Below are 16,525 nucleotides of genomic sequence, written 5' to 3'. Positions count from 1 at the left end.
CATGACCAACACCACCGAGCTCCTCACCCGCGGCGCCGAGCTGTTCCCCGGCGAGGTCGTCACCACCGCGCACGTACGGCACCTGGACCTGCCCGGCCAGGCCGGCCGGCTGGCGCTGATCACCCTGGACAACGGCTTCGACCACACCAAGCCGACCACCTTCGGCCCGGGCTCGCTGCTCAAGCTGTCGGTGGCGCTGGACCAGGTCGAGGCGGAGGCCGCGGCCGGGCAGATCGCCGGCGTGGCGATCACCGGCAAGCCGTTCATCTTCGCGGTCGGCGCCGACCTCAAGGGCGTCGAGCTGCTGACCGAGCACGCCGACGCGCTGGCCATCGGCAAGGGCGGCCACGAGGTCTTCAAGCGGATCGCCGCGCTGCCGGTGCCGACCTTCACCTTCTACAACGGCGCCGCCATGGGCGGTGGCGTGGAGATCGGCCTGCACTGCGACTACCGCACGGTGAGCGCGGGCGTGCCGGCCTTCTCGCTGCCCGAGGTCTTCCTCGGCCTGGTCCCCGGCTGGGGCGGCTGCACCCTGCTGCCGAACCTGGTCGGCCCGGCCAACGCGGTCAAGGTGATCATCGAGAACTCGATGGCGCAGAACAAGCAGCTCAAGGGCAAGGAGGTGTTCGAGCTCGGGATCGCGGACGCGATCTTCGAGCCGGCCGACTTCCTGGAGCAGTCGCTGCTCTGGGCCGCGAAGGTCCTCAAGGGCGAGACCGTGGTCGTGCGCCCCGAGATCGACCGCGGCGAGCACTGGGACCAGTGCATCGCCTGGGGCCGCGCCGTCGCCGACGGCAAGGTGCACGGCGCCGCGCCGGCCGCCTACCGCGCGCTGGACATCATGCAGGAGGCCAAGGACGCCGACCTGCAGAAGGGCTTCGACGCCGAGGACGCCGCGCTGGCCGACCTGATCATGGGCGGCGAGCTGCGGGCCGGCCTCTACGCCTTCAACCTGGTGCAGCGCCGGGCCAAGAAGCCGTTCGGCGCCCCGGACAAGTCGCTGGCCCGCCCGGTCTCCAAGGTCGGCGTGGTCGGCGCGGGCCTGATGGCCTCGCAGCTGGCGCTGCTCTTCGCGCGCCGCCTGGAGGTGCCGGTGGTGCTCACCGACATCGACCAGGAGCGGATCGACAAGGGCGTCGGCTACGTGCACGCCGAGATCGACAAGCTGCTGGCCAAGGGCCGGATCGGCAAGGACAAGGCCAACAGGCTCAAGGGCCTGGTCTCCGGCCACCTGGACAAGGCGACCGCCTTCGGCGACGCGGACTTCGTGATCGAGGCCGTGTTCGAGGAGATGGGCGTCAAGCAGAACGTCTTCGCCGAGCTGGAGGCCGTGGTCGCGCCGACCGCGATCCTGGCCACCAACACCTCCTCGCTCTCGGTCTCCGAGATGGCCTCCAAGCTGGAGCACCCGGAGCGCGTGGTCGGCTTCCACTTCTTCAACCCGGTGGCGATCCTGCCGCTGCTGGAGATCGTCCGGGCCGAGCGGACCGACGACGCCTCGCTGGCCACCGCCTTCGCGGTCGCCAAGAAGCTGAAGAAGACCGCGGTGCTCTCCAAGGACGCCCCGGCGTTCGTGGTGAACCGCATCCTGACCCGCTTCATGGGCGAGATCCAGACGATCATCGACGAGGGCACCTCGTTCGAGACCGTCGAGAAGGCCGTGCAGCCGCTCGGCCTGCCGATGTCGCCGATCGCGCTGCTGGAGCTGGTCGGCCCGGCCATCGCGCTGCACGTGTCGGAGACCCTGCACGGCGCCTTCCCGGAGCGGTTCGCCGTCTCCGAGAACCTGGGCAAGGTGGTCAAGGCCGGCAAGCGCGGCTTCTACGTCTGGCAGGACGGGCAGCAGGTGCTCGACCCGGAGGTGCTGGAGCTCCTCTCCTTCGGCGACAGCGTGCTCACCGAGGAGCAGGTCCGGGCCCGGGCGCTGGACGCGGTGGCGCAGGAGATCGGCCTGATGCTGGACGAGGGCGTGGTCGGCGAGGCGCAGGACATCGACCTGTGCATGATCACCGGCGCCGGCTGGCCGTTCCACCTGGGCGGGATCACCCCGTACCTGGACCGCGAGGGCGTCTCCGAGCGGGTCAACGGCAAGAAGTTCCTGGCCCCCGGCCTGGCCAGCGTGCCGGTCTGAGCCTGACCCGGCCCCGCCGGCGATGACCAAGGGCGCCCCTCCTCTGCCAGGGAGGGGCGCCCTTCGCTATACAGCAAATCAGGACGAAGCGCATAATACCGATAGGCCAAGCGGTTCAGACTTGCACACGCACGAAGGAGGCGAGTCGTATGGCCGACGTCTCACATCGAGCCGGTGATCTGCGCACGCATCCGGACATCGCCGAGATGCGCGCCCGGTACGCACGCATGATGGACGGACCCCAGGGAGTGGCGGTGGACGGCCTGGTCGTCCTGGCCGGCCTCTATCTCGCCATCTCGCCCTACGTGGTGCACTTCAGCGCCGCCAGCCACGAGCTGGTGGTCTGCAACCTGATCCTCGGCATCGGCATCGCCGTACTGGGGCTCTGCCTCACCCTCGCTCCGGCCCGGATGATGGGCCTGACCTGGGCGATGGCCGCCACCGGTGTCTTCCTGATCATCTCCCCCTGGGTGGTGACCGTCGGGCACACCGCGACCCGGGGCATGATCTGGAACCAGGTCATCGTGGGCGGCGTCACCGTGGCGCTGGCCCTGACCGCCGGGGCCGGCATGGTGGTGGGCAACCGCCGACGCCGGATCTGACCCTCTCCCCCGACCTGCCCGGCCCCTGCGGACCGGGCAGGTCCTCCTCGCGCCCTACGCCTCGACCGGCTGCGCGGCGTCCAGCCGGGAGACCAGCGCGGTGACCTGGCGGGCGACGTCCGGCGCGGTCAGGCCGATCTCGGCCAGGATCTCCTCGCGCTTGGCGTGGTCCAGGAACTCCTGCGGGATGCCGAAGTCGCGCACCGGAAGGTCCACCTCGGCGTCGCGCAGCGCCTGCGCCACGGCCGAGCCGACGCCGCCCGCCCGCCCGTTGTCCTCCACCGTGACGACCACCCGGTGCCCGGCCGCCAGGCCCGGCAGCGCGGCGTCCACCGGCTTGACCCAGCGCGGGTCCACCACGGTGGCGCTGATGCCCTGGGCGTCCAGCAGCGCGGCGGCCTCCAGGCAGAGCGGGGCCAGCGCGCCGACCGAGACGATCAGCACATCGGCCCGGCGCTCCCCCTCGGCCACCGGCTCCGCCGAGCCGTGCAGCACGTCCATCCCGCCGATCCGGCCCAGCGAGGGCACCGCCGGGCCGACCGTGCCCTTGGAGTAGCGGACCACCGTGGCCGCGTCCTCGACCTGCACGGCCTCGCGCAGCTGGGCGCGGAGCTGGTCGGCGTCGCGCGGGGCGGCGAGGCGCAGGCCCGGCACCACCTGCAGGATCGACATGTCCCACATGCCGTTGTGCGAGGCGCCGTCGGTGCCGGTGACCCCGGCCCGGTCCAGCACGAAGGTGACGCCGAGCTTGTGCAGCGCCACGTCCATCAGCACCTGGTCGAAGGCGCGGTTGAGGAAAGTCGCGTAGACCGCGACCACCGGGTGCATCCCGGCGGTGGCGAGGCCGGCCGCCGAGACGGCCGCGTGCTGCTCGGCGATGCCCACGTCGAAGGTGCGCTGCGGGAAGGCCTTGGCGAACGGGGCCAGGCCGACCGGGTGCAGCATCGCGGCGGTGATCGCCACGATGTCCTGGCGCTCCTTGCCGAGCTCGACCATCTCCTCGCCGAAGACCGAGGTCCAGTCCTTGCCCGAGGTCTTCACCGGCAGGCCGGTGTCGGGGTGGATCACGCCGACCGCGTGGAAGCGGTCCTCCTCGTTCTGCTCGGCCGCGTGGTAGCCGCGGCCCTTCTCGGTGATGCAGTGCACGATCACCGGGCCGCCGAAGCCGCGGGCCTTGCGCAGCGCGGACTCCACGGCGACGATGTCGTGGCCGTCGATCGGGCCGATGTACTTCAGGCCCAGGTCCTCGAACATGCCCTGCGGGGCGATGAAGTCCTTGAGGCCCTTCTTGGCGCCGTGCAGCGCGCCGGCCAGGCCCTCGCCGATCACCGGGGTGCGCTGCAGCGCGTCCTTGCCCCAGGTGAGGAAGCGCTCGTAGCCCTGGGTGGTGCGCAGGGTGGCGAGGTGGTTGGCCAGGCCGCCGATGGTGGGCGAGTAGGAGCGCTCGTTGTCGTTGACCACGATCACCACCGGGCGGTCCTCGCCCTCGGCGATGTTGTTCAGCGCCTCCCAGGCCATGCCGCCGGTGAGCGCGCCGTCGCCGGTGACCGCGACCACCGGGCAGTCCTTGCGGCCGAGCAGCTGGTTGGCCTTGGCGATGCCGTCGGCGTAGCCGAGCACGGTGGAGGCGTGCGAGTTCTCGATCACGTCGTGCTCGGACTCGGTCCGGCACGGGTAGCCGGAGAGGCCGCCCTTCATCTTCAGCCGGCTGAAGTCCTGGCGGCCGGTCAGCAGCTTGTGCACGTAGGACTGGTGGCCGGTGTCGAAGAGGATCCGCTCGCGGGGCGAGTCGAAGACCCGGTGCAGCGCGATGGTCAGCTCGACCACGCCCAGGTTGGGACCCAGGTGGCCGCCGGTCTTGGCGACCTCCTCGATCAGGAAGCTCCGGATCTCCTCGGCGAGGGCCGCCAGCTGCCCCGGGGTGAGCCGGTCGAGATCGCGCGGTCCCCTGATGCGGGTCAGCAAGGACACCCGTTCCTCCTCTGTCGTCTTCGGTCGCCGGGCGGGCGGTCGGCCCGGCCGGACTGGTCGAGTCTAATGTCCGCCGAACGGACGCTTCGCGCCGGGAGCACACCTTCGGGGCGTGCAAAAGCCCGGAACGCGCCCCCTGTTCGCGGGGCGCGTTCCGGGCGGGCGCACGGGGTCAGCCGCGGCCGGAGGACTTCTGGGTCCGGCGGGAGACCGAGTCCAGCACCACCGCGGCCAGCAGCACCGCACCGGTGATCATGTACTGGATCGACTGGCTGATGCCCTGCAGGTCCAGGCCGGTGACGATGGACTGGATGACCAGCATGCCGAGCAGCGCCGACCAGGTCTTGCCGCGGCCGCCGAACAGGCTGGTGCCGCCGATGACGGCCGCCGCGATGGAGTTCATCAGCACGTTGCCGCTGCCCAGCTGCTTGTCGGCGAAGCCGGACTGGGAGGCGATGAAGAGGCCGCCGACCGCGGCCAGGCCGGCCGAGATCATGAAGACCGAGATCCGCACCCAGGCCACGTTGATGCCGGCCCGGCGGGCCGCCTCGACGCCGCCGCCGACCGCGAAGACCTGGCGGCCGTAGGTGGTGCGGCGCAGCACGAAGTCGGTGACCAGCACCACACCGAGGAAGACCACCAGCGCCAGCGGCAGGCCGCGGTCCTGGTTGAGGGTGTAGGCGCCGCCGAAGGCGAGCACCGCGAGCACCGCGGCGCGCAGCAGGATCTCGCTGTTCGCCTTGGCCGGCAGGCCGGCCGCCCGGCGGCTGCGGGCGCCCAGGACGGCGGCGGCCAGGTAGCCGGCCACCGCGATCACGGCCAGCGCGTAGGCGGCGGCGACGTCGGCGAAGAAGTAGTTGTCCAGCTTGGTGATGAAGCCGTTCGGGATGTTGTTCAGGGTGCCGGTGTTGCCCATCACCCAGCCCTGCAGACCGCTCCAGGCGAGCAGGCCGGCCAGCGTCACCACGAAGGCGGGCACGCCGATCTTGGCGAAGAAGAAGCCGTGCAGCGCGCCGATGGCCACCGCCGCCAGCACCGCGATCACCGCGGCCAGCACCTCGTTCATCCCGTGCTGCACCGAGAGCACGGCGGAGACCGCGGCCGAGACGCCGGCCACCGAGCCGAGCGACAGGTCGATCTCGCCGAGCAGCAGCACGAAGACGATGCCGACCGAGATCAGGCCGGGGCCGGCGATGTAGAGGGTGATGTTGGAGATGTTGCCGGCGGTGAGGAACTTGCCGGTGATCGCCTGGAAGATGATCGCGATCAGGACCAGGCCGAGCACCACCGGGACCGAGCCGAGGTCGCCACTGCGCAGCTTGCGCCGGAACTCGGTGACGTAGCCGCTCAGGCCCTGTTCGCGGACCAGCAGCCGCGGGTCGATCGCGGGGGGAGGAGTGGTCTCCGTGGACATCTGCGCTGCCTTCTGGTTGGTGGCGTTGGTCGCGTGCTTGCTCACTGGCCCGCTCCCGCGCTGTGCCGCATGGTCGCATCCGCGACGCGGGCCTGACGGCGGGTCACCGCGTTGTCGGTGGCGCCCGTGATGGCCGAGATGATGGTCTCCTGGCTGGCGGAGGCGACCGGGAAGACGCCGTTGTTGCGGCCCAGCCGCAGCACCGCGACCTGGTCCGCGACCGCGCGCACGTCGGCCATGTTGTGGCTGATCAGGATCACCCCGAGGCCGCGGCCGCGCAGCCGCTCGACCAGGTCGAGCACCTGGGCGGTCTGCTCGACGCCGAGCGCGGCGGTGGGCTCGTCGAGGATGACGATCTTCGGGTCGCCGATCAGCGCGCGGGCGATCGCGACCACCTGGCGCTGGCCGCCGGAGAGCGCCGCCACCGGGATCCGCACGCTGGGGATCCGGATGGAGAGCGTGTCCAGCAGCTCCTTGGCCCGCTTCTCCATGGCGACCTCGTCGAGGCGGCCGCCGCGGACCAGCTCGCGGCCGAGGAAGAGGTTGGCGACCACGTCGAGGTTGTCGCAGAGCGCGAGGTCCTGGTAGACGGTGGCGACGCCGAGCGCCTGGGCGTCCTGCGGGCGGGTCAGCTGGACCCGCCGGCCCTCCCACTCGATCGTGCCCTCGTCGATGGTGTAGACCCCGGCGATGGTCTTCACCAGGGTGGACTTGCCGGCGCCGTTGTCGCCGACCAGCGCCACCACCTCGCCGGCGTGCACGTCCAGGTCCACGCCGGTGAGCACCTGCACGGCGCCGAACCGCTTGGAGATGTCCCGCATCGCGAGCACGGGTATGTCTGACTGAACCATCGGGGCTCCTTCGGGGTCGTCAAAAGGGGCGCACGGGGCTCGAGTCGGCCGGTACGCCGGTGGTCCCGCGGGCGCCGGCCGGACCACTGCTCGGGTCCGGCCGGCGCTCCGGCGGGTGACGGGGCGTCTGACTACTGGATGCCCGCGGCCTTGCAGGCGTCGGCGTACTGCGCGGTGCAGATGTCCGCGGCCTTGTAGAGGCCGTCCGCGATCACGGTGTCCTTGACGTTGGCCTTGGTCACGACGACCGGGGTCAGCAGCAGCGAGGGGATGTTGGCCCCGTTGCTGCTGGTGGAGGCGGTGGCCACGCTGGTGACGTCCATGTTGTGCAGCAGGTCGACCGCGATGGTGGCGGCGCCCTCGGCCTCGGGCTTGTAGGCCTTGTAGATCGTGTAGGACTGGTCGCCCGTCAGGATCCGCTGCACCGCGTCGGAGGCGGCGTCCTGGCCGCCGACCGGGACGTTGACGCCCTGCGCCTTGAGCGCGGTGATGATGGCGGCGGCCATGCCGTCGTTGGCCGAGTAGACGGCCTGGAAGCCGTTCTTGCCCAGGGCGGTGATCGCGGCACCGATCTTCTGGCTGGCCACGGTGGGCTTCCACTCGCCGGACTGCTCGTAGACGACCTTGCCGACGGCGGAGTCCAGCACCTTGTGGGCGCCGGCCTTGAACATGCCCGCGTTCGGGTCGGCGTCGTCGCCGTTGATCATGACCACGTTGGCGGACTTGGCGTTCGCGCCCAGCGCGTCCACCAGCGCCTGGCCCTGCAGCTCGCCGACCTTCTCGTTGTCGAAGGAGACGTAGGCGGCGACCGGACCGTCGGCGAGGCGGTCGTAGGCGATGACCTTGACGCCCTTCTTCTGGGCGTCGGTGACCCAGCTCGCGGTGCCCTTGGCGTTGACCGCGTCCAGCAGGATCACCTTGACGCCCTGCGAGACCAGGGTGTCGAACTGCTGCTTCTGGGTCGCCGCGTCGCCGTTGGCGTTGTTGTACTTGACGGTGCAGTCGGAGCAGAGCGCCTTGACCTTGGCCTCGATCAGCGGCTTGTCGAAGGACTCGTACCGCACCGACGACGAGTTCTCCGGGAGGAGCAGACCGATGGTCTTGTTGTCACCGGAGTTCGCGGAGGACGAGCTGCTGCCGCCGGCCTTGCCGCAAGCGGCCACGGAGAGGGCCATCGAGACGGCGGCGGAGCCGATGACGACGCGACGCATCATTGCGTTCATGTGGGGGGTGCCTCCCTGACAAGAGCCGCAGCGTTGCGGCGAGGTGGAAGGAGTCAACCTTTCTTCGCACCTTGTCGTCAACATGTGAAGTCAACGCTCCCTGGATTCAGATCTTTTCGTTACCTTTCTGAAAGCTCACCTGAGACCAAGCTGTCCGAACCTGTACCGATTCGTCCCCCTTGCGGGGGACGGACGGGGCGTCAGGCGCGGGCGGCGGCGGCCGGGGCGCCGTGCCCGATTGCGCCGGTTTCGCCCATCTCGCTCATCACCAGGGCCAGCGCTCCCAGCACCTCGGCGCGGCCACCCAGGGTGCCCGGCACGATCGACAGCTGACGCGCCGCCGACGGGATCGCGTACCGCGCCACCGAGTCCCGGATCGGGGAAAGCACCAGCTCACCGGCGTCGGCGAGGTCCCCGCCGAGGATCACCCGGCGGGGGTTCAGCAGGTTGCACAGGGTCGCCACCCCGGTCCCGATCTGCCGGCCGGCATCCGCCAGCACCCGGCGGCAGCCCAGGTCGCCCTGCTGGGCCAGTTGGACCACCGCGGAGAGCGTCAACTCCTGCTGATGGCTCGCGTTCAAGAGGTTGAGCAGATAGCGGGAGCCGACGAAGGTCTCCAGGCAGCCCCGGTTGCCGCAGCGGCAGACCGGCCCGGCCTCGTCCAGCGTGATGTGCCCGATCTCGCCCGCGGTGCCGCCCGGGCCCCGGTAGATCTGCCCGTTGATGACCAGCCCGGAGCCCACGCCGCTGGCCACCTTGATGTACGCCAGGTCGCTCAGCCCGCGCCCGGCGCCCCAGACCAGCTCGCCCAGCGCGCCCAGGTTGGCGTCGTTGTCGACGTGCACCGGCATGCCCAGCCGGGCCGACAGCTCCCGGCCGGGGGCGATCCCGGTCCAGCCCGGCAGGATCGCGGTGGAGCCGAGCGCCCCGGTCTCCACGTCGATCGGGCCCGGCACGCCCAGGCCCACCCCGATCACCTTGTCCGCCCGGAACCCGGCCTGCGCCAGCAGCCGCTCCACCAGCGACTCCGCCCGGGCGAAGCCCTGCTCGGCGGAGACGTCCACGTTCATCGGCTCGCTCTCCTCGGCGAGCACCCGGTGCGCCAGGTTGCCCACTGCGACCCGCAGGTGGGAGTGGCCGAAGTCGACGCCGACCACGATCCCGGCGTCCCCGCTGAGCGAGACGCTGCGCGCCCGCCGGCCGCCCGAGGAGGTGTCGGCGACCACGACGGTGCCGCCCTCCTTCAGCTCGCGCACGATGTTGGAGACCGTGGCGGCGGAGAGCCCGGTGCTGCGGGCGATCTCGGCCTGGGTCAGCGAACCGGCCATCCGGACCGCTTTCAACACCCGCTCCAGGTTGGCGCGGTGCAGCGAGGACTGCGAACCCGGCGTGTCCATGGACATGAATTACCCTCCTCAGGGCACGGGAACCCGACCAGCTCCCGCCCCGCGCCGCGCCCTTGCGGCGGAGTCGCGTCTACCAGAAGTTCACCTTCAACTTGTGAACTCTATGCTGATCCGCCCCCCACGTGTCGCCGGAGCGGCGCAGGACGCCCGCGACGGCCCCCGGGGCGCTGCGCCGCACCCTTCGGCAGCGCCGCTCCGGTCCACCTCTACGATGTCCTTTGTTCTCAGCCGCCCCCACCGCCACCGGAGCCGCACGGCCCGCTGCCGGGGGCGCACTCCACGCACAATGACGGGGAATCACATGGCAGGGGATCAGCCGGACCAGAAGACCCAGCTCGACGGGGCCTCGGTCCCGCAGCCGGCACAGCCGCCGGCGGGCGCGGCCGACGTCAGCTACCAGCCGACCGCGCCGGCCTTCCCCGCGCAGCCCGCGCAGCCGGCCGCCGCGCCCGGCGGCGCCCCGATGGGCCCGTACGACCCGCAGGCCTCGGCCGGCTACGGCTACCCGCAGGCCGGTCCGGCCCAGTCCGGCTACTCCGCCCCCGGCCAGCCGGGTCCGGCCCAGCCCTACCCCACCCCGCAGCCGGGCTACCAGCAGCCGGTGCCGCCGCAGGCCGGCTACCAGCAGCCGGGCGCCTACCCCACCCCGCAGCCGGGCTACTACCAGCCGAACCAGACCCCGCCGGGCAAGCAGCGCAACCCCGTGATGGTCTTCGGCGCGATCGCCGGCAGCGTGCTGGCGATCGCCATCGTGATCGGCCTGGTCGTGCTGTTCCAGCCGAACCACAAGCCGACCAGCAGCGCCGGCACCTCGGGCGGCCCCGGCCCGACCAGCGGCCCGAGCGGCAGCGCCGGCTCCGGCACCCTGGCCGCCGCCTGGACCGCGCCCAAGCCGACCGACAGCAGCGGCGACCACCGCATGATCGGCGTCTGGACCACCGACAAGTACGTGGTCCGCGGCGACGCCCAGGCGCTCACCGCCTACAACCTGAGTGACGGCCAGGTCGCCTGGACGCTGCCCGCGCCCAGCGGCACCAAGGCGTTCTGCAGCATGTCCAAGGACACCAACAAGAACAACGTCGGCGGCGTCAGCTTCAACCTGGGCGACGACGACTGCGCCGCGCTCGGCGCCGTGGACGCCACCACCGGCAAGCTGCTCTTCAAGCTCGGCAGCCCGCTGAGCAACAAGAGCTACGACACCCAGGTCACCATCACCGACACCACCCTGGTCGGCGCCAGCAGCGCGCTGCTGGCCGGCTACAACCTGTCCGACCAGAAGTCGGCCTGGTCGTACACCGACCGCGGCAAGTACTGCAACGAGAACGCCGACGCGTCCGGCGGCGTGGTGGTGGTCAGCGACTACTGCGCCGACAGCTCGCCCAAGCAGGTCATGCAGGTGCTGGACGCCAACACCGGCAAGGCCAACAGCACCATCACGCTGAACACCGAGAACGACCGGCTCTCCCAGATCGTCTCCGTCAAGCCGCTGGTGGTGCAGGTCAGTTCGGACGGCGACAACGACTACATGGTGGAGATCGACGGCTCCGGCAACCCGATGGCCAAGGTGCCGCTGAAGGTCACCGGCCAGGACAAGCTGCGGCTCTCCGCCGCCTCGGCCGCCGAGGCCAAGAACCTGGTGATCGGCAACACCCTCTACGTCGAGGTGGACCAGAACAGCAAGACCGCGATCCAGGCGATCGACCTGAGCAGCGGCAAGACCCTGTGGACCTCGGACGGCGGCGCCGCCCAGGGCCTGCGGCTGGTCGACAAGCCCTCCGCCACCGCGCTGCCGGTGATCGCCATCGACGGCTACGACAAGGGCGCCCGGCTCGGCACCCTCTCGGCCGGCGACGGCTCCTTCACCCCCACCGCGAGCTTCAACAAGAAGGACCTGGGCTTCATGGCCTTCCAGGACTCCGAGGTGCTGGCGGCCACCGACGGCAGCCAGGTGCTGGACGTCCAGGGCCTGCCGATCGACAGCACCGCGGTGCTCTTCAAGAAGAAGTAGCGGACGGGGCCGGGGCCCTGCGTGCACCCACCGGTCGGGCCGGGGCGGAATTCCGCTCCGGCCCGTCCGGCATGACGTGGGAGGATTCGGCCAAGAAGCCTGACGAAGGAGTCCTGCGAGTGCCTGGCACCAACTTGACCCGTGAGGAGGCCCGTACCCGGGCCGCGCTCCTCCACGTGGACGCGTACGACATCGAGCTCGACCTGGGCTCGGCCCGCGACAGCGCGACCTTCCGGTCCACCACCGTGGTCCGCTTCACCGCCACCGAACCCGGTGCCGCCAGCTTCATCGACCTGGTCGCCCCGGCCGTGCACGAGATCGTGCTGAACGGCCGTCCGATCGACACCTCGGCCTTCGCCGACAGCCGGATCGAACTCACCGGCCTGGCCGCCGAGAACGAGCTGCGGGTGGTCGCCGACTGCGCCTACACCAACACCGGTGAGGGCCTGCACCGGTTCACCGACCCGGTGGACGGCGAGACCTACCTGTACAGCCAGTTCGAGGTGCCGGACGCCCGGCGGGTGTTCGCCAACTTCGAGCAGCCCGACCTGAAGGCGAGCTTCGCCTTCACCGTGCACGCCCCGCGCGGCTGGGTGGTGGTCTCCAACTCGCCCACCCCGGAGCCGGCCGGCGAGGGCGAGGTGCAGACCTGGAGCTTCGCCCCGACCGGGCGGATCTCCAGCTACATCACCGCGGTCATCGCGGGCCCGTACACCGGCGTCTTCGACTCCTACACCGACGGGGACCAGGTGGTGCCGCTGGGCATCTACTGCCGCCCCTCGCTCAAGGAGTTCCTGGACGCCGAGGCGATCTTCGACGTGACCCGGCAGGGCTTCGCCTACTTCCAGGAGAAGTTCGACACGCCGTACCCGTTCGAGAAGTACGACCAGCTCTTCGTGCCGGAGTTCAACGCCGGCGCGATGGAGAACGCGGGCGCCGTCACCTTCCGCGACCAGTACGTCTTCCGCTCCAAGGTGACCGACGCCTCCTACGAGGCCCGGGCCACCACCATCCTGCACGAGCTGGCCCACATGTGGTTCGGCAACCTGGTCACCATGGAGTGGTGGAACGACCTCTGGCTCAACGAGTCGTTCGCCACCTACGCCGAGATGGTCGCGCTGGTCGAGCCCTCGGGCACCCAGTGGCCGAACGGCTGGACCACCTTCGCCAACCAGATGAAGACCTGGGCGTACCGGCAGGACCAGCTGCCGTCCACCCACCCGATCATGGCCGAGATCAACGACCTCGAAGACGTCATGGTCAACTTCGACGGCATCACCTACGCCAAGGGCGCCTCGGTGCTCAAGCAGCTGGTCGCCTACGTCGGCCAGGACGCCTTCTTCCAGGGCGTGCAGGCCTACTTCAAGCGGCACGCCTGGGGCAACACCACGCTGGCCGACCTGCTCAGCGCGCTGGAGGAGACCAGCGGCCGCGACCTCAAGGCCTGGTCCACCGCCTGGCTGGAGACCGCCGGCATCAACGTGCTCCGGCCCGAACTGACCACCGACGCCGAGGGCCTGATCACCAGCTTCGCGGTCCGCCAGGAGGCCCCCGAGCTGCCGGCCGGCGCCAAGGGCTCCGCCGCGCTGCGCCCGCACCGGATCGCCATCGGCTGCTACGACCTGGTGGACGGCAAGCTGGTCCGCACCCACCGGGTGGAGCTGGACGTGGACGGCGAGCGCACCGAGGTGCCCGAGCTGGCCGGCCGTCCGCGCCCGACCGTGGTGCTGCTCAACGACGACGACCTCTCCTACGCCAAGCTCCGGCTGGACCAGGAGTCGCTGACCGCCGTCACCGCGCACCTGGGCGACTTCGCCGAGCCGCTGCCCCGGGCGCTGGTCTGGTCCGCCGCCTGGGACATGACCCGGGACGGCGAACTCGCCACCCGCGACTACCTGGAGCTGGCCGTGGCCGGCCTCCCCAAGGAGTCCGACATCGGCGTGGTGCAGTCGGTGCACCGCCAGGTCAAGCTCGCCCTGGACCTGTACGCCGACCCGGCCTGGCGCGAGCAGGGCCTGGTCCGCTGGGCCGCCGTCGCCGAGGAGCGGCTGCGCTCCGCCGCCCCGGGCAGCGACCACCAGCTCGCCTGGGCCAAGGCGCTGGCCTCGGTGGCCCGTTCGCCGCAGCAGCTGGCGCTGCTGGACGACCTGCTGCAGGGCACCGCCCAGCTGGACGGCCTGGCCGTCGACACCGACCTGCGCTGGGACCTGCTGACCCGGCTGGTCATCACCGGCAAGGCCACCGACGCCGCGATCGACGCCGAACTGGCCCGCGACCACACCGCCACCGGCCAGGAGCGCGCCGCCACCTGCCGGGCCGCCCGCCCGACCGCCGAGGCCAAGGCCGAGGCCTGGGCCAGCGTGGTCGACTCCGACGCCCTCACCAACTACGTGCAGGACGCGGTGATCGGCGGCTTCATGGTGGCCGACCAGCGCGAGCTGCTGGTCCCGTTCACGGCCAGGTACTTCGACTCGCTGAAGTCGGTCTGGGACACCCGCAGCCACGAGATCGCCCAGCAGATCATCGTCGGCCTCTACCCGAGCTACCAGGTCAGCCAGGCCACCCTGGACGCCACCGACGCCTGGCTCGCCACCGCCGACCCGGCCCCGGCCCTGGCCCGCCTGGTCGTCGAGTCCCGCGCCGGCATCGAGCGCGCCCTGCGCGCCCAGGCCGCGGACGCGGCGGCGGGCGGCCGCTGACGGCAGCTCGACCCCTCGGGGCCCCGGGCGCGCACCGCGCCCGGGGCCCTCGTCACGGCAGGCGCAGCTCGAACACCGTTCCCGGGCCGTCATCCTGACGCAGCGTCAGAGTGCCGCCGTGGGCGGTGGCGATGGCCCGGGCGATGGCCAGGCCGAGGCCGGTGCCGCCGGTGGAGCGGGCCCGGGAGTGGTCGCCGCGGGCGAAGCGCTCGAAGAGGTGCGGGCGCAGCTCCGGGGGGATGCCCGGGCCGTCGTCGGCGACGGTGAGCAGGCCGCCGGCCAACCGGACGGTGACGGTGGTGCCCGGCGGGGTGTGGCGGTGGGCGTTGCCCAGCAGGTTGGCGAGCACCTGGGAGAGGCGGTCGCGGTCGCCCGTGATCAGCACCGGTTCGGCGGGCAGTTCCAGCCGCCAGTGGTGGTCCGGGGCGGCCGCCCGGGCGTCGGCGGTGCCGTCCAGCACCAGCCGGGTCAGGTCGACCTCCTCGCGGGCCAGCGGGCGGCCGGCGTCCAGCCGGGCGAGCAGCAGCAGGTCGTCGACGATGGTGCCCATCCGGCGGGACTCCGCCTCGATCCGCTCCAGCGCCCGCCGGACCGGCTCGGCGACCGGCTCCGGGTGGCGCAGCGCCAGCTCGGCGTAGCCGCGCACGGTGGCCACCGGGGTACGCAGCTCGTGGCCGGCGTCGGCGGCGAAGGAGCGCAGCCGGTCCTCCACCGCGTGCCGCTGGGCCAGCGCGTCCTCGACGTGGCCGAGCATCCGGTTGAGCGCCAGCCCGACCCGGCCGGTCTCGGTGTCCGGGTCGGCGTCGTCGGCCGGCACCCGCTCGGTCAGCACCACCTCGCCGCGGGCCAGCGGCAGCGCGCTGACCCGGGTGGCGGTGTCGGCGATCCGGTCCAGCGGGCGCAGCGCCAGCCGCAGCCAGAGCCAGCCGGCCGCCCCGGCCACCGCCACGGCGCCCGCGAAGACGGTCAGCTCGAGCAGGATCACCTGGTGCACGGTGGCCTCGGCCTGGGCCATCGGCAGCCCGGTCACCAGTACGTCGCCGTCCTGCCCCGGCACCGCGCGGACCCGGTACTCGCCGAGCCCGGTCATCCGCACCGTGCGGGCCGGGCCGCCGACCGGCAGCGCCAGCAGCTCGCGCTGGTCGGCGGTGGTCAGGGTGACCCGGTCGTCGGTGTCGGCGGGCTGGGTGCCGGCCGCCACCGCCGCGTCGTCGGCGTCGCCGTCCACCACCCCGGCATCCGTCACCAGGCCGTGCAGCAGCCGGGCGCCGAAGGTGCCGGGGGCCTGTGCCCGGGTGTCGGTGACGCCCGTGCCGTGCTCCAGGCTGGCGGCGTAGCGGCCGCCGGTGTCGGAGAGCTGCTGGTCCAGCCGGTCCAGCAGGAAGGTGCGCATCGCGGCCGTGACGAAGACCCCGACCGCCGCGAAGATCATCAGCAGCAGCGCCAGCAGGCCGGCCACCAGCCGCACCCGCAGCGAGCGCCGCCGCGGGGGCCAGTGGCGCAGCCACCGGAGCCGGGTCACGCAGCGGCCTTCAGCAGGTAGCCGGCGCCCCGCACGGTGTGGATCATCGGCGTGCGGCCGGCGTCGATCTTCTTGCGCAGGTAGCTGATGTAGAGCTCGACCACGTGTGCCTGGCCGCCGAAGTCGTAGGACCAGACGGCGTCCAGGATCTGCGGCTTGCTGAGCACCTGGCGCGGGTGGCGCATCAGGTAGTGCAGCAGGGCGAACTCGGTCGGGCTCAGCTCGATCGGCTGCCCGGCCCGGGTCACCTCGCGGGCCGACTCCACCAGCACCAGGTCGCCGAGCACCAGCGCGTCGGGCGGCGGGGCGCCGGCCGGCTCCACCCGGCGCAGCAGTCCGCGCAGCCGGACCACCACCTCGGCCAGGCTGAACGGCTTCGTCACGTAGTCGTCCCCGCCGGCCGCGATGCCGGCGATCCGGTCCTCCACCGCGTCCTTGGCGGTCAGGAAGAGCACCCGCACCTCGGGCCGCTCGGCGTGGATCCGCTCCAGCACGGCCAGGCCGTCCAGGTCGGGCAGCATCATGTCGAGCACCACGGCGTCCGGGCCCCAGCTGCGCGCGGCCGCCACGGCCTCGGCTCCGGTGGCGGCGCCGAGCGCCTGCCAGCCCTCGTAGCGCAGGGCCCCGCAGAGCACTTCGACCAGATCGGGCTCGTCGTCCACGACGAGGATGCGGCGGGTCATGTCGCTCATTCTGCC

General features: G+C 71.8%; 11 protein-coding genes. 4 read left to right on the top strand and 7 right to left on the bottom strand.

The genetic code is table 11. From position 1 onward, the window contains the following. Position 1: 1 nt before the first annotated feature. On the top strand, positions 2-2,131 hold the full coding sequence (locus ACFYNO_RS25355) for a 3-hydroxyacyl-CoA dehydrogenase NAD-binding domain-containing protein (RefSeq protein WP_388016732.1): 2,130 nt from the start codon (positions 2-4) through the stop codon (positions 2,129-2,131). Between the two features lie 149 nt (positions 2,132-2,280). After that, positions 2,281-2,733 carry an SPW repeat protein gene (locus tag ACFYNO_RS25350; RefSeq protein ID WP_388016729.1) on the top strand — a complete coding sequence of 151 codons (453 nt, stop codon included), beginning with the start codon at positions 2,281-2,283 and terminating at the stop codon, positions 2,731-2,733. 54 nt (positions 2,734-2,787) lie between these two features. On the opposite strand, the gene dxs is transcribed toward ACFYNO_RS25350, so the two are convergent. The 5 genes from dxs to ACFYNO_RS25325 form a co-directional block, all read right to left on the bottom strand. Beyond that, the gene (gene dxs, locus ACFYNO_RS25345) at positions 2,788-4,704 is read right to left on the bottom strand and encodes a 1-deoxy-D-xylulose-5-phosphate synthase (RefSeq protein ID WP_388016726.1); all 1,917 of its coding nucleotides are present in this window, start codon (positions 4,702-4,704) and stop codon (positions 2,788-2,790) included. A gap of 172 nt (positions 4,705-4,876) precedes the next feature. Then, complete coding sequence (locus tag ACFYNO_RS25340) at positions 4,877-6,118, bottom strand: sugar ABC transporter permease (RefSeq protein WP_388016840.1); 1,242 nt, start codon at positions 6,116-6,118, stop codon at positions 4,877-4,879. A gap of 41 nt (positions 6,119-6,159) precedes the next feature. Further along, positions 6,160-6,969, bottom strand: a complete 810-nt coding sequence (locus ACFYNO_RS25335; RefSeq protein ID WP_388016723.1) for an ATP-binding cassette domain-containing protein — start codon at positions 6,967-6,969, stop codon at positions 6,160-6,162. Positions 6,970-7,100: 131 nt separating this feature from the next. Then, positions 7,101-8,192, bottom strand: a complete 1,092-nt coding sequence (locus ACFYNO_RS25330) for a sugar ABC transporter substrate-binding protein (protein WP_388016720.1) — start codon at positions 8,190-8,192, stop codon at positions 7,101-7,103. Positions 8,193-8,392: 200 nt separating this feature from the next. Next, on the bottom strand, positions 8,393-9,589 hold the full coding sequence (locus ACFYNO_RS25325; RefSeq protein WP_388016837.1) for an ROK family protein: 1,197 nt from the start codon (positions 9,587-9,589) through the stop codon (positions 8,393-8,395). 310 nt (positions 9,590-9,899) lie between these two features. Between ACFYNO_RS25325 and ACFYNO_RS25320 the strand changes: the two genes are divergently transcribed. Further along, a complete protein-coding gene (locus ACFYNO_RS25320) occupies positions 9,900-11,606 on the top strand; it encodes a PQQ-binding-like beta-propeller repeat protein (protein ID WP_388016717.1) in 1,707 nt (568 codons plus the stop codon). Between the two features lie 119 nt (positions 11,607-11,725). Then, positions 11,726-14,305, top strand: coding sequence for an aminopeptidase N (pepN, locus tag ACFYNO_RS25315; protein ID WP_388016714.1), 2,580 nt, complete (start codon positions 11,726-11,728; stop codon positions 14,303-14,305). Positions 14,306-14,357: 52 nt separating this feature from the next. Here the strand turns inward: pepN and ACFYNO_RS25310 are convergent, their stop codons facing one another. Together ACFYNO_RS25310 and ACFYNO_RS25305 are read right to left on the bottom strand one after the other, a co-directional pair. Continuing rightward, entirely contained in the window at positions 14,358-15,827 is a 1,470-nt protein-coding gene (locus ACFYNO_RS25310) for a sensor histidine kinase (protein WP_388016711.1), read from the bottom strand. After that, the gene (locus ACFYNO_RS25305) at positions 15,824-16,510 is read right to left on the bottom strand and encodes a response regulator transcription factor (protein ID WP_388016708.1); all 687 of its coding nucleotides are present in this window, start codon (positions 16,508-16,510) and stop codon (positions 15,824-15,826) included. The genes ACFYNO_RS25310 and ACFYNO_RS25305 overlap by 4 nt, the downstream gene beginning before the upstream one ends. Between the last annotated feature and the right edge of the window lie 15 nt (positions 16,511-16,525).

This window comes from Kitasatospora sp. NPDC006697, from assembly GCF_042869935.1.
GTDB lineage: Bacteria > Actinomycetota > Actinomycetes > Streptomycetales > Streptomycetaceae > Kitasatospora.
The sequence above is the reverse complement of the archived record's forward strand: the minus strand, read 5'-3'. Positions and strand labels throughout refer to the sequence as shown.

Coding starts and splice junctions, on each gene's coding strand:
- ACFYNO_RS25320 (WP_388016717.1), top strand. CDS start 9,900: ATGGCAGGGGATCAGCCGGACCAGAAGACCCAGCTCGACGGGGCCTCG.
- ACFYNO_RS25350 (WP_388016729.1), top strand. CDS start 2,281: ATGGCCGACGTCTCACATCGAGCCGGTGATCTGCGCACGCATCCGGAC.
- ACFYNO_RS25355 (WP_388016732.1), top strand. CDS start 2: ATGACCAACACCACCGAGCTCCTCACCCGCGGCGCCGAGCTGTTCCCC.
- ACFYNO_RS25330 (WP_388016720.1), bottom strand. CDS start 8,192: ATGAACGCAATGATGCGTCGCGTCGTCATCGGCTCCGCCGCCGTCTCG.
- ACFYNO_RS25325 (WP_388016837.1), bottom strand. CDS start 9,589: ATGGACACGCCGGGTTCGCAGTCCTCGCTGCACCGCGCCAACCTGGAG.
- ACFYNO_RS25335 (WP_388016723.1), bottom strand. CDS start 6,969: ATGGTTCAGTCAGACATACCCGTGCTCGCGATGCGGGACATCTCCAAG.
- ACFYNO_RS25340 (WP_388016840.1), bottom strand. CDS start 6,118: ATGTCCACGGAGACCACTCCTCCCCCCGCGATCGACCCGCGGCTGCTG.
- ACFYNO_RS25305 (WP_388016708.1), bottom strand. CDS start 16,510: ATGACCCGCCGCATCCTCGTCGTGGACGACGAGCCCGATCTGGTCGAA.